The sequence below is a fragment of the Mesorhizobium sp. 113-1-2 genome, from assembly GCF_016756475.1.
Classification (GTDB): domain Bacteria; phylum Pseudomonadota; class Alphaproteobacteria; order Rhizobiales; family Rhizobiaceae; genus Mesorhizobium; species Mesorhizobium loti_C.
The window spans coordinates 5,991,067-6,004,760 of sequence record NZ_AP023242.1 but is presented as its reverse complement, the minus strand read 5'-3'; the positions used below and the strand labels follow the sequence as shown (position 1 = coordinate 6,004,760).

General features: G+C 64.1%; 18 protein-coding genes. 8 read left to right on the top strand and 10 right to left on the bottom strand.

Going from position 1 to position 13,694, the window contains the following annotated elements; genetic code table 11:
• Positions 1-18 precede the first annotated feature (18 nt).
• The 5 genes from JN279_RS29340 (at position 19) to JN279_RS29320 (ending at position 2,675) form a co-directional block, all read left to right on the top strand.
• A complete protein-coding gene (locus JN279_RS29340) occupies positions 19-426 on the top strand; it encodes an AtpZ/AtpI family protein (RefSeq protein WP_096455847.1) in 408 nt (135 codons plus the stop codon).
• Between the two features lie 56 nt (positions 427-482).
• The gene (locus JN279_RS29335; RefSeq protein ID WP_096455849.1) at positions 483-1,241 is read left to right on the top strand and encodes a F0F1 ATP synthase subunit A; all 759 of its coding nucleotides are present in this window, start codon (positions 483-485) and stop codon (positions 1,239-1,241) included.
• Positions 1,242-1,304: 63 nt separating this feature from the next.
• A complete protein-coding gene (locus tag JN279_RS29330; RefSeq protein ID WP_010914827.1) occupies positions 1,305-1,529 on the top strand; it encodes a F0F1 ATP synthase subunit C in 225 nt (74 codons plus the stop codon).
• Between the two features lie 62 nt (positions 1,530-1,591).
• Positions 1,592-2,173, top strand: coding sequence for a F0F1 ATP synthase subunit B (locus JN279_RS29325; RefSeq protein WP_096455851.1), 582 nt, complete (start codon positions 1,592-1,594; stop codon positions 2,171-2,173).
• Between the two features lie 10 nt (positions 2,174-2,183).
• On the top strand, positions 2,184-2,675 hold the full coding sequence (locus JN279_RS29320) for a F0F1 ATP synthase subunit B (RefSeq protein WP_096455853.1): 492 nt from the start codon (positions 2,184-2,186) through the stop codon (positions 2,673-2,675).
• Positions 2,676-2,796: 121 nt separating this feature from the next.
• Here the strand turns inward: JN279_RS29320 and JN279_RS29315 are convergent, their stop codons facing one another.
• On the bottom strand, positions 2,797-3,492 hold the full coding sequence (locus tag JN279_RS29315) for a ribonuclease HII (RefSeq protein ID WP_202350901.1): 696 nt from the start codon (positions 3,490-3,492) through the stop codon (positions 2,797-2,799).
• A gap of 153 nt (positions 3,493-3,645) precedes the next feature.
• Positions 3,646-4,800: a PA0069 family radical SAM protein gene (locus tag JN279_RS29310; RefSeq protein ID WP_202353818.1), complete on the bottom strand. Its 1,155-nt coding sequence runs from the start codon at positions 4,798-4,800 to the stop codon at positions 3,646-3,648.
• Between the two features lie 150 nt (positions 4,801-4,950).
• On the opposite strand from JN279_RS29310, the gene JN279_RS29305 reads away from it, so the two are divergent.
• Together JN279_RS29305 and JN279_RS29300 are read left to right on the top strand one after the other, a co-directional pair.
• Positions 4,951-5,478: a glycosyltransferase gene (locus JN279_RS29305; RefSeq protein ID WP_096458947.1), complete on the top strand. Its 528-nt coding sequence runs from the start codon at positions 4,951-4,953 to the stop codon at positions 5,476-5,478.
• 146 nt (positions 5,479-5,624) lie between these two features.
• A complete protein-coding gene (locus JN279_RS29300; protein WP_202350900.1) occupies positions 5,625-6,599 on the top strand; it encodes a hypothetical protein in 975 nt (324 codons plus the stop codon).
• On the opposite strand, the gene JN279_RS29295 is transcribed toward JN279_RS29300, so the two are convergent.
• The 7 genes from JN279_RS29295 to JN279_RS29265 all read right to left on the bottom strand — a co-directional run bounded on the left by JN279_RS29295 (position 6,589) and on the right by JN279_RS29265 (position 10,941).
• The gene (locus tag JN279_RS29295) at positions 6,589-7,023 is read right to left on the bottom strand and encodes a GFA family protein (RefSeq protein WP_202350899.1); all 435 of its coding nucleotides are present in this window, start codon (positions 7,021-7,023) and stop codon (positions 6,589-6,591) included. The two genes, JN279_RS29300 and JN279_RS29295, sit on opposite strands and share 11 nt — an antisense overlap.
• 142 nt (positions 7,024-7,165) lie before the next feature.
• The gene (gene moaB, locus JN279_RS29290) at positions 7,166-7,720 is read right to left on the bottom strand and encodes a molybdenum cofactor biosynthesis protein B (RefSeq protein WP_096455861.1); all 555 of its coding nucleotides are present in this window, start codon (positions 7,718-7,720) and stop codon (positions 7,166-7,168) included.
• Position 7,721: 1 nt separating this feature from the next.
• Complete coding sequence (locus JN279_RS29285) at positions 7,722-8,609, bottom strand: 4-(cytidine 5'-diphospho)-2-C-methyl-D-erythritol kinase (protein ID WP_202350898.1); 888 nt, start codon at positions 8,607-8,609, stop codon at positions 7,722-7,724.
• A 26-nt stretch (positions 8,610-8,635) separates the two neighbouring features.
• Complete coding sequence (locus JN279_RS29280) at positions 8,636-8,821, bottom strand: membrane protein (RefSeq protein WP_013896713.1); 186 nt, start codon at positions 8,819-8,821, stop codon at positions 8,636-8,638.
• A gap of 140 nt (positions 8,822-8,961) precedes the next feature.
• Positions 8,962-9,822, bottom strand: coding sequence for a S49 family peptidase (locus tag JN279_RS29275; protein ID WP_096455865.1), 861 nt, complete (start codon positions 9,820-9,822; stop codon positions 8,962-8,964).
• Between the two features lie 79 nt (positions 9,823-9,901).
• Positions 9,902-10,717 carry a tRNA1(Val) (adenine(37)-N6)-methyltransferase gene (locus tag JN279_RS29270; protein ID WP_202350897.1) on the bottom strand — a complete coding sequence of 272 codons (816 nt, stop codon included), beginning with the start codon at positions 10,715-10,717 and terminating at the stop codon, positions 9,902-9,904.
• Positions 10,717-10,941, bottom strand: coding sequence for a putative signal transducing protein (locus JN279_RS29265; RefSeq protein WP_096455869.1), 225 nt, complete (start codon positions 10,939-10,941; stop codon positions 10,717-10,719). The genes JN279_RS29270 and JN279_RS29265 overlap by 1 nt, the downstream gene beginning before the upstream one ends.
• Positions 10,942-11,144: 203 nt before the next feature.
• On the opposite strand from JN279_RS29265, the gene JN279_RS29260 reads away from it, so the two are divergent.
• On the top strand, positions 11,145-12,161 hold the full coding sequence (locus JN279_RS29260; RefSeq protein WP_095198726.1) for a polyprenyl synthetase family protein: 1,017 nt from the start codon (positions 11,145-11,147) through the stop codon (positions 12,159-12,161).
• Here JN279_RS29260 and JN279_RS29255 read toward each other — a convergent pair.
• A complete protein-coding gene (locus JN279_RS29255) occupies positions 12,145-13,614 on the bottom strand; it encodes an MFS transporter (RefSeq protein WP_202350896.1) in 1,470 nt (489 codons plus the stop codon). The two genes, JN279_RS29260 and JN279_RS29255, sit on opposite strands and share 17 nt — an antisense overlap.
• Positions 13,615-13,694 lie beyond the last annotated feature (80 nt).

Below are 13,694 nucleotides of genomic sequence, written 5' to 3'. Positions count from 1 at the left end.
CCGGGCAGGGGGGTTGCGATGGCCGACAAGAATGGGCCAGACGGAACCGGAGAAACCGGCCGCGGCAATCAGCATGAAACCGGCATCCGCGACGAGGATCTTGAGCGACGTCGGCGTGAACTTGAAGCATCGCTTGCGACAAGGCTGCCGAACCGGCTCGAGGGGAAAGACGACGCGAAAGCGGGCAGTGCGGCCGGTTATGGCCAGGCGGTCAAGCTCTCCAGCGAATTTATCGCTGGCGTGGTGGTGGGCGCCGGCATCGGCTGGATCATCGACCGTATGGCGGGGACATCGCCGTGGGGTCTGATCGTTTTCCTGCTGCTTGGTTTTGGCGCCGGTATACTCAATGTCATGCGTTCCGCGGGCGTTGTGGCAGAATTCGGACAGGGCGATAAATCGCGCTCTGGCCGGGACGACAGCAAATAGCCGCCCTGGTGCGGCAATGATAATTTGGCCGTACGCGGCATTGACGGGGTTAGAACGTGGCAGCTGACAAGGTCGATCCGATCCACCAGTTCCATATCATCAAGCTGATTCCGATTAACATCGGCGGCTACGACCTGTCCTTCACAAATTCGGCATTGTTCATGGTCGCGACCGTGATCGTCGCGGCCGCCTTCCTCTATCTCACCACATCCAGCCGCAGCCTGGTTCCCGGTCGGCTTCAGTCGATCTCGGAAATGGCCTACGAATTCGTCGGCAACATGTTGCGCGATGCCGCCGGCACGCAGGGCATGAAGTTCTTCCCGCTTGTGTTTTCGCTGTTCATGTTCGTGCTGGTCGCCAATCTGCTCGGCCTGTTCCCCTATTTCTTCACCATCACCAGCCACATCATCGTCACCTTCGGCCTCGCCATCCTGGTGATTGGCACCGTCATCGTCTACGGCTTCATGAAGCACGGTCTGGGCTTCCTCAAGCTGTTCGTGCCGAAAGGCGTGCCCCTCGTGATGATGGTGCTTGTCGTTCCGATCGAGGTGATTTCCTTCGTCTCGCGCCCGATCAGCCTCTCGGTTCGTCTGTTCGCCAACATGTTGGCCGGCCATATCACGCTGAAGGTGTTTTCGGGCTTCGTCGTCAGCCTCTCCGCGCTCGGCGCGGTCGGCGTGGCGGGCTCGATCCTGCCGCTGGCCATGGCGGTGGCGCTGACGGCGCTGGAACTGCTGGTCGCCTTCCTGCAGGCTTACGTCTTTGCGGTGTTGACCTGCATGTACCTCAACGACGCCCTGCACCCCAGCCACTAAATTTCACCGGCGCGTGACGCCAATTACAATCTGCAACGACAACGGAACCACAAGGAGTTTGACATGGAAGTAAATGCAGCAGCTGCAATCGGCGCCGGCATCGCTTGCCTGGGCATGGGTGGCGCGGGCATCGGCCTGGGCAACATCTTCGGTAGCTATCTCTCGGGCGCGCTGCGCAATCCGTCGGCTGCCGATGGCCAGTTCGGCCGCCTGATTTTCGGCTTTGCCGTGACCGAAGCTCTGGGCATCTTCTCGCTCCTGATCGCGCTCCTCCTGGTGTTCAAGTAAGAAACACAGGCTGACGAAGGGGGGCGCATGGTGCGACCTTACCTTATGGACAGGGGAATGAGATGTTCGTGACATCTGCCTTTGCGGAAGAGACCGCGCCCGCCGTGACGGAAGGCGACACGCATTCCGGCACCGGCGTGCCTGCCGAAGCGCACGGCACGTTCCCGCCATTCGATCCGGCGACGTTTCCGTCACAGCTTCTGTGGCTGGCGATCACTTTCGGGCTGTTCTACCTCTTCTTGAAGAAGGTAGCGATGCCGCGCGTTGGCGGCATCATCGATGTCCGCAACGATCGCATCAGCCAGGATCTTGATCAGGCGTCGAAGTTGAAGGGCGAGGCCGATGCCGCCGTTGCTGCTTACGAGCAGGAACTGGCGGAGGCCAAGAAGAACGCCAGCTCGATCGGCCAGCAGGCCGCCGATGCGGCCAAGGCGGAAGCCGAAACCGCGCGCAAGAAGATCGAGTCCGCTCTCGACGAGAAGCTTGGCGAGGCCGAGGCGCGCATCTCTTCCATCAAGGCCAACGCCATGAAGGAAGTCGGCAGCATCGCCGAAGACACCGCTTCGGCGATCGTCGAAGCCCTGGTCGGCGGCAAGGCCAGCAAGGCCGAGATCGCGGCCGCGGTCAAATCCGTGGCCCGGTGAGGAGCGCATCATGGACGCTACATCTCTCGCAACGCTCTGGGCCACGATTGCCCTGATCATCTTCCTTGGCATCGCTATCTACATCAAGGTGCCCGGCCTGATCGCCAAGGCGCTTGATGCCCGCGCCGCCAGAATCAGCAGCGAGCTCGACGAGGCCCGCAAGCTGCGCGACGAAGCCCAGCAATTGCTTGGCCAGTACAAGAAGAAGCGCAAGGAAGCCGAGCAGGAGGCTGCCGACATCGTCGCTGCCGCCAAGCGCGAAGCCGAAATGCTCGCCGCCGAGGCGCACAAGAAGACCGAGGATTACGTTGCCCGGCGCACCGCGCTTGCCGAACAGAAGATCGGTCAGGCCGAGCGCGATGCGGTGGCCGAGGTGCGCGCCAGCGCCGTCGACATCGCCGTCGAAGCCGCCCGCGCGCTGCTCGCCGCCAAGGTCGACGTCAAGGCCGGAGCCGACCTGTTCAAGGCTTCGCTCGCGGATGTGAAGGCCAAGCTGAACTGAGCCGACAAGATTTGAAAATCAAAAAAAGCCGCCCGGGCAACCTGGCGGCTTTTTTGTTGGCGATGCGTCAAAGCGGCTAATCTCCCCCACAAGGGGGAGATCAGCTAAATCGCCGTCCGGCTCAATCCAGTCCGGCCAGGCTCTCTTCTTCCGCCACCTCGGCTCCGCCCAGCCGGAACGGCGCGAACGACACGCGGTGCAGGCGCGCGACCGGGCCATGCGCCTCGATGGCCGTGCGGTGGCGTGCGGTGGCGTAGCCCATATGGACCTCGAAGCCGTAGCGGTCGTGGTGGCTGCCGCAGCCGCACATCATGCGGTCGCGCATCACCTTGGCGACGATCGAGGCGGCGGCGATCGATTGCGAGCGCTGGTCGCCCTTGATCAGCGCACGGCCGTCGCAAGGCAACCCCGGCGGCACGTCGCGGCCGTCGGCCAACGCGAGCTTCGGCCGAACCGACAGCCCGACCAGGGCGCGGCGCATCGCCTCGAGGCTGGCCTTCAGGATATTGCCGCCGTCAATGCCTTCGGCGCTGATCGAGGCCATCGAAACCGCCTGCGCCGAACCAAGAATGCGCAGGAACAGCGCCTCGCGCTGCAAATGGCTGAGCCGTTTTGAATCGTCGAGGCCTTCGGGGATGTTGGCGGGGTCGAGCACGACAGCCGCGGCGACCACAGGCCCGGCCAGCGGACCGCGGCCGGCCTCGTCCATCCCCGCGACCGGCCATAGCCCGTCAGCCATCGCCTTCGTCTCGAAGGAGAAATCGGGTTTCTCGACGATTTCGAAGAGAAGCGGAGAATCGGAACGCGCGCGAGCCATGTTGCGGCGAGGTTCGCATCGGCTCCGATTCTCCGCAAGTCCCTCCGGGTCGGGTGGGGCGCCGGACCGGGAGGGCACCGTCTGCAGGCCGGGGCGGGCCGGACGGGATTTTGTACGCCGTGGCAGGTCAAACCGCCGCGGCGAATTGCGTTCTCAGAGCAGCATCAGCTGCTCCTGGTCCTTTCCGGCGGCGACGAACTGGTCGGTGCGCAGCGTGCGCCGCTCGGCATTGATGCCGAGCCGCTTGGCGGTGATCTCGAAACGGCGGCCGATCTGCCAAGCATAGGGTCCGGCGCCCTTCATGCGCTTGCCCCATTCCGAATCGTAGTCCTTGCCGTCGCGCATCGAGCGGATCAGCGACATCACGTGGCGGTAGCGGTCGGGATAGTGGCGCAGCAGCCAGTCCTTGAAGATCGGGCTGACTTCCAGCGGCAGGCGCAGCACGACATAACCCGCCTCGCGCGCGCCGGCGGCTCGTGCCGAATCGAGGATCCGCTCCATCTCCTGGTCGGTGAGGCCGGGGATGATCGGCGCCACCATGACCGAAGTCGGAATGCCTGCATCCGAGAGCTGCCGGATCGCTTCGAGCCGCTTGGTCGGCGTCGATGCGCGGGGCTCCATCGTCCTGGCCAGCATGCGGTCCATCGTCGTCACCGACAGCGCCACTTTGGCCAGTCCGCGTTCGGCCATGCGCGACAAGATGTCGATGTCGCGCGTCACCAGAGCGGATTTGGTGACGATGCCGACCGGATGGCCGCGCGCTTCCAGCACTTCCAGGATCTCGCGCATGATCCGGTACTGTTTCTCGATCGGCTGGTAGGGATCGGTGTTGGTGCCAATGGCAATGGTGCGCGGCTGGTAGCCGTCCTTCGACAGTTCCTTGTCGAGCAACCGCGCCGCATCCGGCTTGGCGAACAGTTTTGATTCGAAATCCAGCCCCGGCGACAGGCCCATGAAGGCGTGCGTCGGCCGTGCGAAACAATAGACGCAGCCATGTTCGCAGCCGCGATAGGGGTTGATCGACCGGTCGAAGGAAATGTCGGGCGATTCGTTGCGGGTGATGATGGTGCGCGGCTTTTCCACCTGCACCTCCGTCTTGAACGGCGGCAGTTCCTCCAGCGAGCTCCAGCCATCGTCGAAGACATGCCGGCTGACCGGTTCGAAGCGGCCGGACGGATTGATGCCCGCCGAGCGGCCACGGTTGCGGTCCGGACGGATGCGCATGCCACTTTGCTCGATCATCGCATTGGCCATCTCGGCGCGTCCTGCCCCGAAGGCTGCAATGTCGGCACGCACGATCGGTTCCATCTTGGCCCGCTCCCAGGGACTGTCCATGTTGTTTCGAATCGCTCTGTTCATGAAATTATTCCTATTTTGCTGATGAGAACAAAGCAAGAACTTTTTATGCTGCGCCGCAAAAACTGGCGCTGTGCGCGGCTTTCCGCTATTCGGCTAAATATGCTCAGTGTTCTCATCGAAACGCGTAATGACGAGGAGGCTCTCGCCCGCACGCTCGCCTCGCTGATTGGCGGCGCGGTCGAGGGCGTGGTGCGCGACGTCATCGTCTGCGACACCGGCTCCACCGACCAGACGCATCATGTCGCCGAGCATGCCGGTTGCCACTATGTGGCGAGTGGCGGTATCGCATCCGGCATCCGGCAGGCCAAGGGTGACTGGCTGTTGCTGCTGGAACCGGGCGCGCGGCTGGTGGAGGGCTGGATCGAAGCGGTCGTCGTCCACACGGCGAAGCAAACCATGGCGGCGCGATTTTCTCGCGCACGCGGCAGCCGCACACCGTTCCTGGCTCGCGTCTTTTCAGGAAACCGTGCGCTCGCCGAAGGGCTGGTGATCAGCAAGCGGCAGGCCGCGTCCTTGTCGAAGAGCGCCGGCAGCGCCGAGGCTCTGGCACGCGGCCTGGCGACAAAGAGGCTCGACGCCGAGATCTGGGTGGCGCCGCCGAAGCAGCAGCACCGCGCCCCGAAGTGATTTTTTGCATCTGCTCTGTCCATTGTGCATTGCACAAAACCTGACGCGGGGTTAGCCTTTCCCCGAGGTGGATGAATTGGGTTTGGGTCATGCGAGTGGTGGGCACCGATGCGGCATCGGGTGTCGCCCTCATAGAAGAGGACCCGATGAACCTTTCAACCCCTGACAAATCCGGCGCCGCCAGTCTCGAGGCCATTGCGCGCAATGGCAGCCTGCTGCGGCGCATCGCCGTACGCATTCCGACCTATCTCACGGACCTGCGCGAAAACCCTGCCTGGCTGCCGATGTTCATGCTGGCGCGCACCATGCCCGGCCGCCGGATGCATTGGCTGGGGGCAAAGCGCGCCCGTCCCGCCGACACTATTGGGAATACGATGTTTTCCGGTGTCGAGCGTGCAGCGGTGGTCGATGCGCTGCGTTCCGACGGCCTGTTTTCAGGCCTGGTCCTGCCGCCGGAAATCCACGAAGAGATCGCGGATTTCGCGGGGCGCACGCCGTGCTTCGGCAATTTCGACCGTCGTCTCGAATTCATGCCGGGCGAGCATGCGCAGGCCGAGAAACGCCTGGGCCGATCGCTGCTCAGCGGACACTATTTCGAGCGCATCCTTGATTGCCCAGCCGCTCTCGCCATCCAGCGCGATCCGCTGCTTCTCGACATCGCCGCGCACTATCTCGGCGCTCAGGCGAAACTGATCACGACGCGCGTCTGGTGGAGCTTTCCGACCGGCGAGGCTTCGGACGCCGACAAGAACCTTGCCTCGCTCGGCAAATATCATTTCGACCTCGATGACTGGCGCATGCTGAAATTCTTCTTCTACCTCAAGCCTGTCGATGCCGACACCGGTCCGCATGTCTATGTCCGGGGCAGCCATAGGCGCCGCGCCATCAAGCATCAACTGACCCTGCTGGTCGGCCATCCCGCCCAGGAGGTGCTGGACGTCTATGGTGAGCAAAGCCCGGTGACGCTGACCGGAGGGGCTGGCCTCGGCTTTGTCGAAGATCCGTTCGGGTTCCACATGGGCACCGTGCCGGCGCGCACGCCGCGGCTGATGATGGAAGTCGGCTTCGGCGTTTCGCGCCCCTCGCGCCGGCGCTTTCACGGCGAGCCGGTCATCCGGTAAAGGCGGACCGGATCTCCACCGGCATCCAGCGCGCACGTCGCCGGGCAATGCGGCTTGCCCTGCTCTCGGCATCATAGTCCACGGCGACCGGTTCGCGGCTGAACTGCAACCGGTCGTCCAGGGCATTGACGATGGCGATCGCCCTTGGATCCCTGTCATCGGTGGTGACCGCCGCGACGTAGACACCGCAGCCCCGGCAGATCAAATACTCGGCTGTACGCAGTCCGAACCGGTATCTGTGCAATCGGGCTTCGTCCTCGACCGAGACGGTCAATCGTCCGTCCGGATCGGCGAGGGCGCGCGAGCCATGCTTGATGCAGAACGCGCATTGGCAGGCGCGGATTTCGATTTGTGAAGGATCGAGCTTGGTTGAAAATCGAAGGCGTATGTTGCCGCAATGGCATCCGCCGATATGCTCGCTCATCGCATCGTCCTTGTCGTGATCGGCTATGGCCCTTCCACGAAAAGGTACTTTCTCCGGTATCCGGTTTGGAATGGCGTTTCGAAGGCACGAACGCCGTTTCGCCTGGCAAACACGGCGTGAAACCGGGACTTGCCCTCGGCTTTTACGGAGCCGACTTGCCGCGCCGCAGATGTTCGTCCAGGCGCGGCATGATCTCGACGAAATTGCAGGGCATGTGCCGGTAGTCGAGCTGCGCCTTGAGGATACCGTCCCAGGCGTCCTTGCAGGCGCCGGGCGAGCCCGGCAGAACGAAGACGAAAGTGGCGTTGACGACGCCGCCGGTAGCCCGGCTCTGGATCGTCGACGTGCCGATCTTGTCGTAGGAAATGCGGTGGAACACTTCCGAAAAGCCGTCCATTCGCTTTTCGAAGATCGGCTCCAGCGCCTCCGGCGTCACGTCGCGCCCAGTGAAGCCGGTGCCGCCGGTGGTGATGACGACATCGATGGCCTTGTCGCGCGACCACGCCAGCACCGTGTCGCGGATCTTGTCGCGGTCATCGGTGACGATGTCGCGGGCGGCCAGGATGTGGCCGGCCTCGGTGATGCGGTCGGCCAGCGTCTGGCCGGATTTGTCGTCGGCAAGGCTTCGCGTGTCGGAAACCGTCAGCACCGCGATGCGCACGGGCATGAACGAACGGCTCTCGTTAATCCCAGCCATTTCACTCAGCCTCCGATGACATGCTGCGCGTCGCCGCGACGAACCAGTCGGGCTGGCGGCTGCGGATTTCGGCCGCCGCGCGCTTGGCGACATTGCCGGTTTCGAACAGGCCAAAGCAGGTCGCGCCCGATCCGGACATGCGGGAAAAGCCAGATCCGGCCTTGTCAAGCCACGAAAGCGCCCGGCCGATGGCGGGCTGCAGCGCAAGCGCAGCCGGTTCGAGATCGTTGCGGGTGACATCCAGCCAGTTGCGCAGGCTGTGAAAGTCGATGCGGCGCGGCAGCGGCGGCAGGGGCTCGTTGTCGCGGTGGGAAAGGGCCGCGAACACGTCGGCCGTGGAGACCGGCGTGCCGGGATTGACCAGCACCAGTCCCAGCGCCGAGAAATCCGGCACGATCGACAGCGCTTCACCGATGCCGCGCGCCACCAGCGGCTTTGCCGCCAGGCACATCGGCACATCGGCGCCGAGCGAGAGGCCGATCCGCGCCAGTTCGGCGCCGCCCATGTCCAGGCCCCATGTCTGCGCCAGTCCGCGCAGCACGGCCGCCGCGTCGCTCGACCCGCCGCCGACGCCGGAGGCGACCGGCAGGTTCTTTTCCAGCTTTATGGCGACAGATGGGGTGCGCTCGGGGCCGGCCTCCCGTCGCAAGGCATCGCGCGCCTTGAGCACAAGATTGCCGGCGTCGAGCGGAACCGCCGGCGCATAGCGGCCGGACACAGTAAAATCGTCGCTGTCGGCGAGCGCGATCTCGACCCGGTCGCCAAAACGCGTGAACACCGCAAGGCTGTCGATCAGATGATAGCCGTCAGGCCGCCTGCCGGTGACATGCAGCGCCAGATTGATCTTGGCGTGCGCGTGCCAGATGCGCGAACCGATCTCGGTGTCCACGGCGTCAGTCGTATGGAGGATGATGCTCAGTCCTTGGCCAGCCGGTATTCGCCGGTCTTCGGATCCTTGACCAGCGTTCCCATCGCGCCATTGGCCGCCTGCTTTTCGGTGCGCCGCACCTTGGCCGTCACGCGCTCGGCCTCGCGCACGAAGGTGCGGTAGCCGAAATAGGCGGCGACGCCAACGACGGTGAAGAAAATGATCTGCGGCATGCCAAAACTCCTCCCACGCTGGGCCGGCGAAGGCGGCCGGTTGGGTCGGTTAATGCATGTCGCCCAAAACTGTGTTCTGTTTTGGGAAAACGACATGCATAGGACTTCAAGCTTTCATGCTAGACGGTTTTACCGGTTTTTCAAAGCCCGAAGCGAGCCCACAATGCGCGCTCTTCCGCCGCATCGATGACGCCGCTGGCGGCAGCGGCGGCGATATCGGGCGCCGAAAAGCCCTTGCTCGAGCCGAACAGGCCGAAACGGCTGAGGAAACCGCGTGGCGCCGTGACCAATCTCAGCTGGGTCTTCGCCCCGAACCGGGTCTTCAGCACCGTGCGCATGTCGCCGAGCGCATCGACGAGGCCTAGCTCCAGCCCCCTTTTTCCGGTCCAGAACAGGCCGGTGAACAGGTCTGGATCGTCCTTCAGCTTGCTGCCGCGCCGCTCCTTGACCAGATCGATGAAGGTGTCGTGGACCTCGAGCTGCAACGCCTTCAGCCGTTCGACGTCTTCCTTCTTCTCGGGTTTGAACGGATCAAGCACCGCCTTGTTCTGGCCGGCCGTGTGGACACGGCGCTCGACGCCGATCTTCTTCATCAGTTCGGGAAAGCCGAACGAGGCCGAGACCACGCCGATGGAGCCGACGATGGAGGACGGATCGGCAAAAATCTCGTCGCCGGCGACCGCGATCATGTAGCCGCCCGAGGCCGCGACGTCCTCGACGAAGACCAGAACTTGTCTGTTCTTTTCAACCGCCATGTCGCGGATGCGCTTGAAGATCAGCCGCGATTGCACCGGCGAGCCGCCGGGCGAATTGATCGAGATGGCGACTGCCGGCGCGTCGAAGGAAAACGCCTTCTCGATGAGGCCGGCGGTGGAGGCCAGCGACAGATTCTGCCGGAACTGGCCGCCGGCCATGATGGTGCCGTGCAGCCGGATGACCGGAATGGTGACGACGGTGGAGCGCCAGGATTTCGGCAGCAGTCGGTTGAAAAGGCGTTTCACGAGGGCATGGTCTCCGGTCGATGGGTTGCAGGCATGTAGGGATTTCCCGGCCAACGGCAATGCGGAGGCCAGGAATAGCTCAATCTCCAAACAACGAGGCGAGACCGTTGGCGATCATTTCGCTGCGCTCGTCGGGGCCGTTGCCCGATTGCGCGTGAAGCATAAGGGGTGGGCGGATTGCGAGCTTTCCGCGCGCGCCGAGTGCTGCCCGCACGATGATGCGGATCGCGGCTGCGTCGGGGCGAGGGTGGACGGCAAGCATCTCTGCATCGCCGAAACGGCCTGACATCGCGTCGAGGATGGCGCCGAGCTGTTCGGGCCGCGCAATGACGGCAAGTCCGCCGCGCGGCCTGACCACCGCCGCCGCACTGCGGATCCAGCTTTCGAACAGGCCGTCCTCCATGACATGGGCTTCCTTCCGCAGCCGGTCAGGCGTGGCGCGGTCCCGGGCGGCGTTGAAGGGCGGGTTCATGATGACGTAGTCGAAATCATTATCAGCGAGGCCGGCTGCCGCTCGCGCCCGGCCGGATACCGTGACATCGGCGATAAGCACGGACGCACGATCGCTGAGATGGGCATTGCCGGGATGAGCAAGGGTGGCCGCGGCAAAGGCCGCCATTTCCGACGCACGTTCGATCAGCACGGCCTGGGCAGCCGGACAGCGCGACAGCACGGCAAGGCCGGCAGCGCCGGCGCCGGCGCCGAAATCGGCGAGGCGTCCGTCGAACGAGGATGGCACGGATGCCGCCAGCATCATCGCATCCATGCCGGCGCGGTGGCCGCCATGCTTGGGCTGCACGAGCCAGAACCGGCCGCGATGGAAGGCATCGACCGTATGGGCCGGCGTGTCCGGGCCAAGGGTGTCAAGGGCAGGGGCGGCTGGCGCGGCCGACATTATTTTGTGCGGATCTCGTTGGCGATGCCGGCGTCCGTGAGGATGCGACGTGCTGCATCGGCCTGGTCAGCGTCGACCATGACGCGCTTCTGCAAAAGACCGATCGACCCTTCGAGAATGCTCATATTCTGATCGGCGACGAAGCAGGCAATGCCGGCGTCGCGCATCAGCGATTCGACAAAGGAGATGATGACGGCATCGTTGGTGCGGACAAGCTCTATCATCGTATGAAACTCGCAGTTTGCGCTATGGATGTAAACGGGCAGGGGATTCCGCGGCAGAGCCTCGCTTCCTGCCGGATCGTTAACAAGCTGTCACCGGCGCCGCGCCAATTCGCCACTTGCCGTGGCCGTGTCCGCCGCCCTAGAGTCCGTATCGGGACTAAGGGTGCCGTCGCACGCGTTATACCAAGGCGGGAGTGATTGTCGTGGGTGTCGTTCTCAACATCGAAAACGGGAAGCGGGAACCCGCCTCCATCAAGGATCTCATCGATCTGACGGCTGCCGATATGGGCCGCGTCAACGAATTGATCCTGTCCAAGGCCGGCTCCGACGTCGAGATGATCCCGGAGGTTGCCAACCATCTGATCTCGTCCGGCGGCAAGCGGCTCAGGCCGATGCTGACGCTCGCTGCCGCGCAGATGTTCGGCTATGCCGGCGAGGGCCACGTCAAGCTCGCCACCTCGGTCGAGTTCATGCATACGGCGACGCTTCTCCACGACGACGTCGTCGACGAGAGCGGCATGCGGCGCGGCAAGAAGACCGCCCGCATGATCTGGGGCAATCAGGCGAGCGTGCTGGTCGGCGACTTCCTGCTCGGCCAAGCCTTCCGCATGATGGTCGATGTCGGTTCGCTCGAAGCGCTCGACATCCTGTCGAGTGCGGCCTCGATTATCGCCGAGGGCGAGGTGATGCAGCTTGCCGCCGCCAAGAACCTCGAAACCACCGAGGATGAGCACTTCGCCGTCATCAAGGCCAAGACCGCGGCGCTGTTTTCGGCCGCCGCCGAAGTTGGACCGGTCATCGCCCAGGCAACCCGCAATGATCGCGCCGCACTTCGCTCCTACGGCATGAATCTCGGCCTTGCCTTCCAGCTCATCGACGATGCGCTGGACTATGGCGGCACCAGCAAGGATCTCGGCAAGAATGTCGGCGACGATTTCCGCGAGGGCAAGGTGACCTTGCCGGTCATCCTCGCCTACCGGCGCGGCACCAAGGCCGAGCGCACCTTCTGGAAGCGCGCGATCGAGGACAATGTCGTCGACGACGCCGGCCTGGAAAAGGCGATCGGCCTGATGACCCGTCACGGCGCCATTGCCGACACGATCGGCCGCGCCCGGCATTTCGGCGAGATCGCCCGCGACGCGCTGGCGCCGCTGGAGGAAACGTCGCAGAAATCGGCGCTGATCGACGTCATCGATTTTTGCATCAGCCGGGTGAACTGAACGGCGTCACTTCGGCGTCGGCTACTTTCCCCGGCAGGACCATTGCGGCGAGCAGGCTGATCACGATGCCTGCCGCCGCAAGCCAGAAGGCCAGCTCTATGCCGTCGGCGATGGCGGTCTTCAGTGCATCGCCCGTCAATCCGGCAATGTGGCTGTTGGCGACGGCGATCAGCGTCGCCATGCCGATGGCGTTGCCAATGTTGAGCGTCGTGCAGGCCATGCCTGAGGCAACGCCCTGTTCGTCATGCGCGACGCCTGAAGCGGCCGCGATCCACATCGCGGTCCAGACGATGCCTTGGCCGACACCGGAGATGATCAGGCCCGGAACGAGGGCGGCATAGCTGCTCTCGGCCGACGCGCCAAGGACCATGAAGGCTGTGCCGGCCGCCCCGATAACCATGCCGCCAACCAGGGTCGAGCGTGTCGAAAAGCGCGTCGCCAGCCGCTCGCCGAGCTGCGTGCCGGTGGCGATAGCGATCGATGGCACCAGGAAGGCGAGGCCGGTCTCCAGCGCGGTGAAGCCATGCACGGTCTGCAGCAGCACGGTGAGGAAATAGGGCAAGGCCCCGAACGTTCCCATGTAGAGGAAGGTGATCGTCATGCCAGCGACCAGGCTGCGGTTGCGGAACAGGCGCAGCGGCATAAGCGGGTCGGCGCTCCGTGCCTCGATCACGGCGAAGACTACCAGGAAGAATGCCGCCAACAGGGCGCTGGTGAGGATTGTCGGTGACGTCCAGCCATAGTCCGGTCCCTGAACCAGCGTGAAGACCAGCAGCGTGGCGCCTGCGGTGACGGTGAGCGCGCCGGGCAGGTCGAAATTGCGATGCGCCTGCCGCTTCGGATCACGCGGGATGATGGCAAAGGCGGCGGCGATGGCGATCCCGGCCAGCACCACATTGACATAAAACACGGCCGGCCAGCCGAAGGCGCCGGTCAAAAACCCTCCCGCCAGGGAGCCGAGGGTCAGGCCGCTTGCCCCGGCGCCGCCCCAGACAGCGAGTGCCCTGTTGCGCTCCGGTCCCTCGGTGAACAGGCGGTTGACCAGCGACAATGTCGCCGGAAACAGGAAGGCAGCGCCGATGCCTTGCACGGCGCGCGCCGCGATGATGACCCCGGGCGACCAGGCGAGGCCGCCAAGCAGCGAGGAGAGCGCGTAGAGCCAGAGCGCGAAGATGAAGACGCGGCGTTGGCCGACCAGGTCTGCGGCGCGGCCGCCAAACAGCAGGAAGCCGCCGGTGAAGACCGTGTAGGCGCTCACCACCCATTGCAATGTCTGGCCGGAAAAGCCGAGGCCCGAGCCGATCTCCGGCAGCGCCACGAAGACGATGTTGAGGTCGAGCGCGATGATGAGCTGGGCGAAGGCGAGCAGCGCCAGCGTGGCGCCGCGCCCGCTGCCGGCCGCCGCTCGAGTTGGCGCGATATCGAGCGCCGCGTCTTGATTGAGTGAACTCATGTCAGTCTCCGGTTTGCGATTCTTTATCGATTGACAAAGAATTGGAATTTGCAATCCGGAGTCAAGCGGATTATTTGTTG

Coding starts and splice junctions, on each gene's coding strand:
- JN279_RS29295 (WP_202350899.1), bottom strand. CDS start 7,023: ATGAGCGAGCATATCGGCGGATGCCATTGCGGCAACATACGCCTTCGA.
- JN279_RS29310 (WP_202353818.1), bottom strand. CDS start 4,800: ATGGAACCGATCGTGCGTGCCGACATTGCAGCCTTCGGGGCAGGACGC.
- JN279_RS29330 (WP_010914827.1), top strand. CDS start 1,305: ATGGAAGTAAATGCAGCAGCTGCAATCGGCGCCGGCATCGCTTGCCTG.
- JN279_RS29265 (WP_096455869.1), bottom strand. CDS start 10,941: ATGATAGAGCTTGTCCGCACCAACGATGCCGTCATCATCTCCTTTGTC.
- JN279_RS29305 (WP_096458947.1), top strand. CDS start 4,951: ATGCTCAGTGTTCTCATCGAAACGCGTAATGACGAGGAGGCTCTCGCC.
- JN279_RS29280 (WP_013896713.1), bottom strand. CDS start 8,821: ATGCCGCAGATCATTTTCTTCACCGTCGTTGGCGTCGCCGCCTATTTC.
- JN279_RS29320 (WP_096455853.1), top strand. CDS start 2,184: ATGGACGCTACATCTCTCGCAACGCTCTGGGCCACGATTGCCCTGATC.
- JN279_RS29340 (WP_096455847.1), top strand. CDS start 19: ATGGCCGACAAGAATGGGCCAGACGGAACCGGAGAAACCGGCCGCGGC.
- JN279_RS29300 (WP_202350900.1), top strand. CDS start 5,625: ATGAACCTTTCAACCCCTGACAAATCCGGCGCCGCCAGTCTCGAGGCC.
- moaB (WP_096455861.1), bottom strand. CDS start 7,720: ATGGCTGGGATTAACGAGAGCCGTTCGTTCATGCCCGTGCGCATCGCG.
- JN279_RS29255 (WP_202350896.1), bottom strand. CDS start 13,614: ATGAGTTCACTCAATCAAGACGCGGCGCTCGATATCGCGCCAACTCGA.
- JN279_RS29325 (WP_096455851.1), top strand. CDS start 1,592: ATGTTCGTGACATCTGCCTTTGCGGAAGAGACCGCGCCCGCCGTGACG.
- JN279_RS29315 (WP_202350901.1), bottom strand. CDS start 3,492: ATGGCTCGCGCGCGTTCCGATTCTCCGCTTCTCTTCGAAATCGTCGAG.
- JN279_RS29270 (WP_202350897.1), bottom strand. CDS start 10,717: ATGTCGGCCGCGCCAGCCGCCCCTGCCCTTGACACCCTTGGCCCGGAC.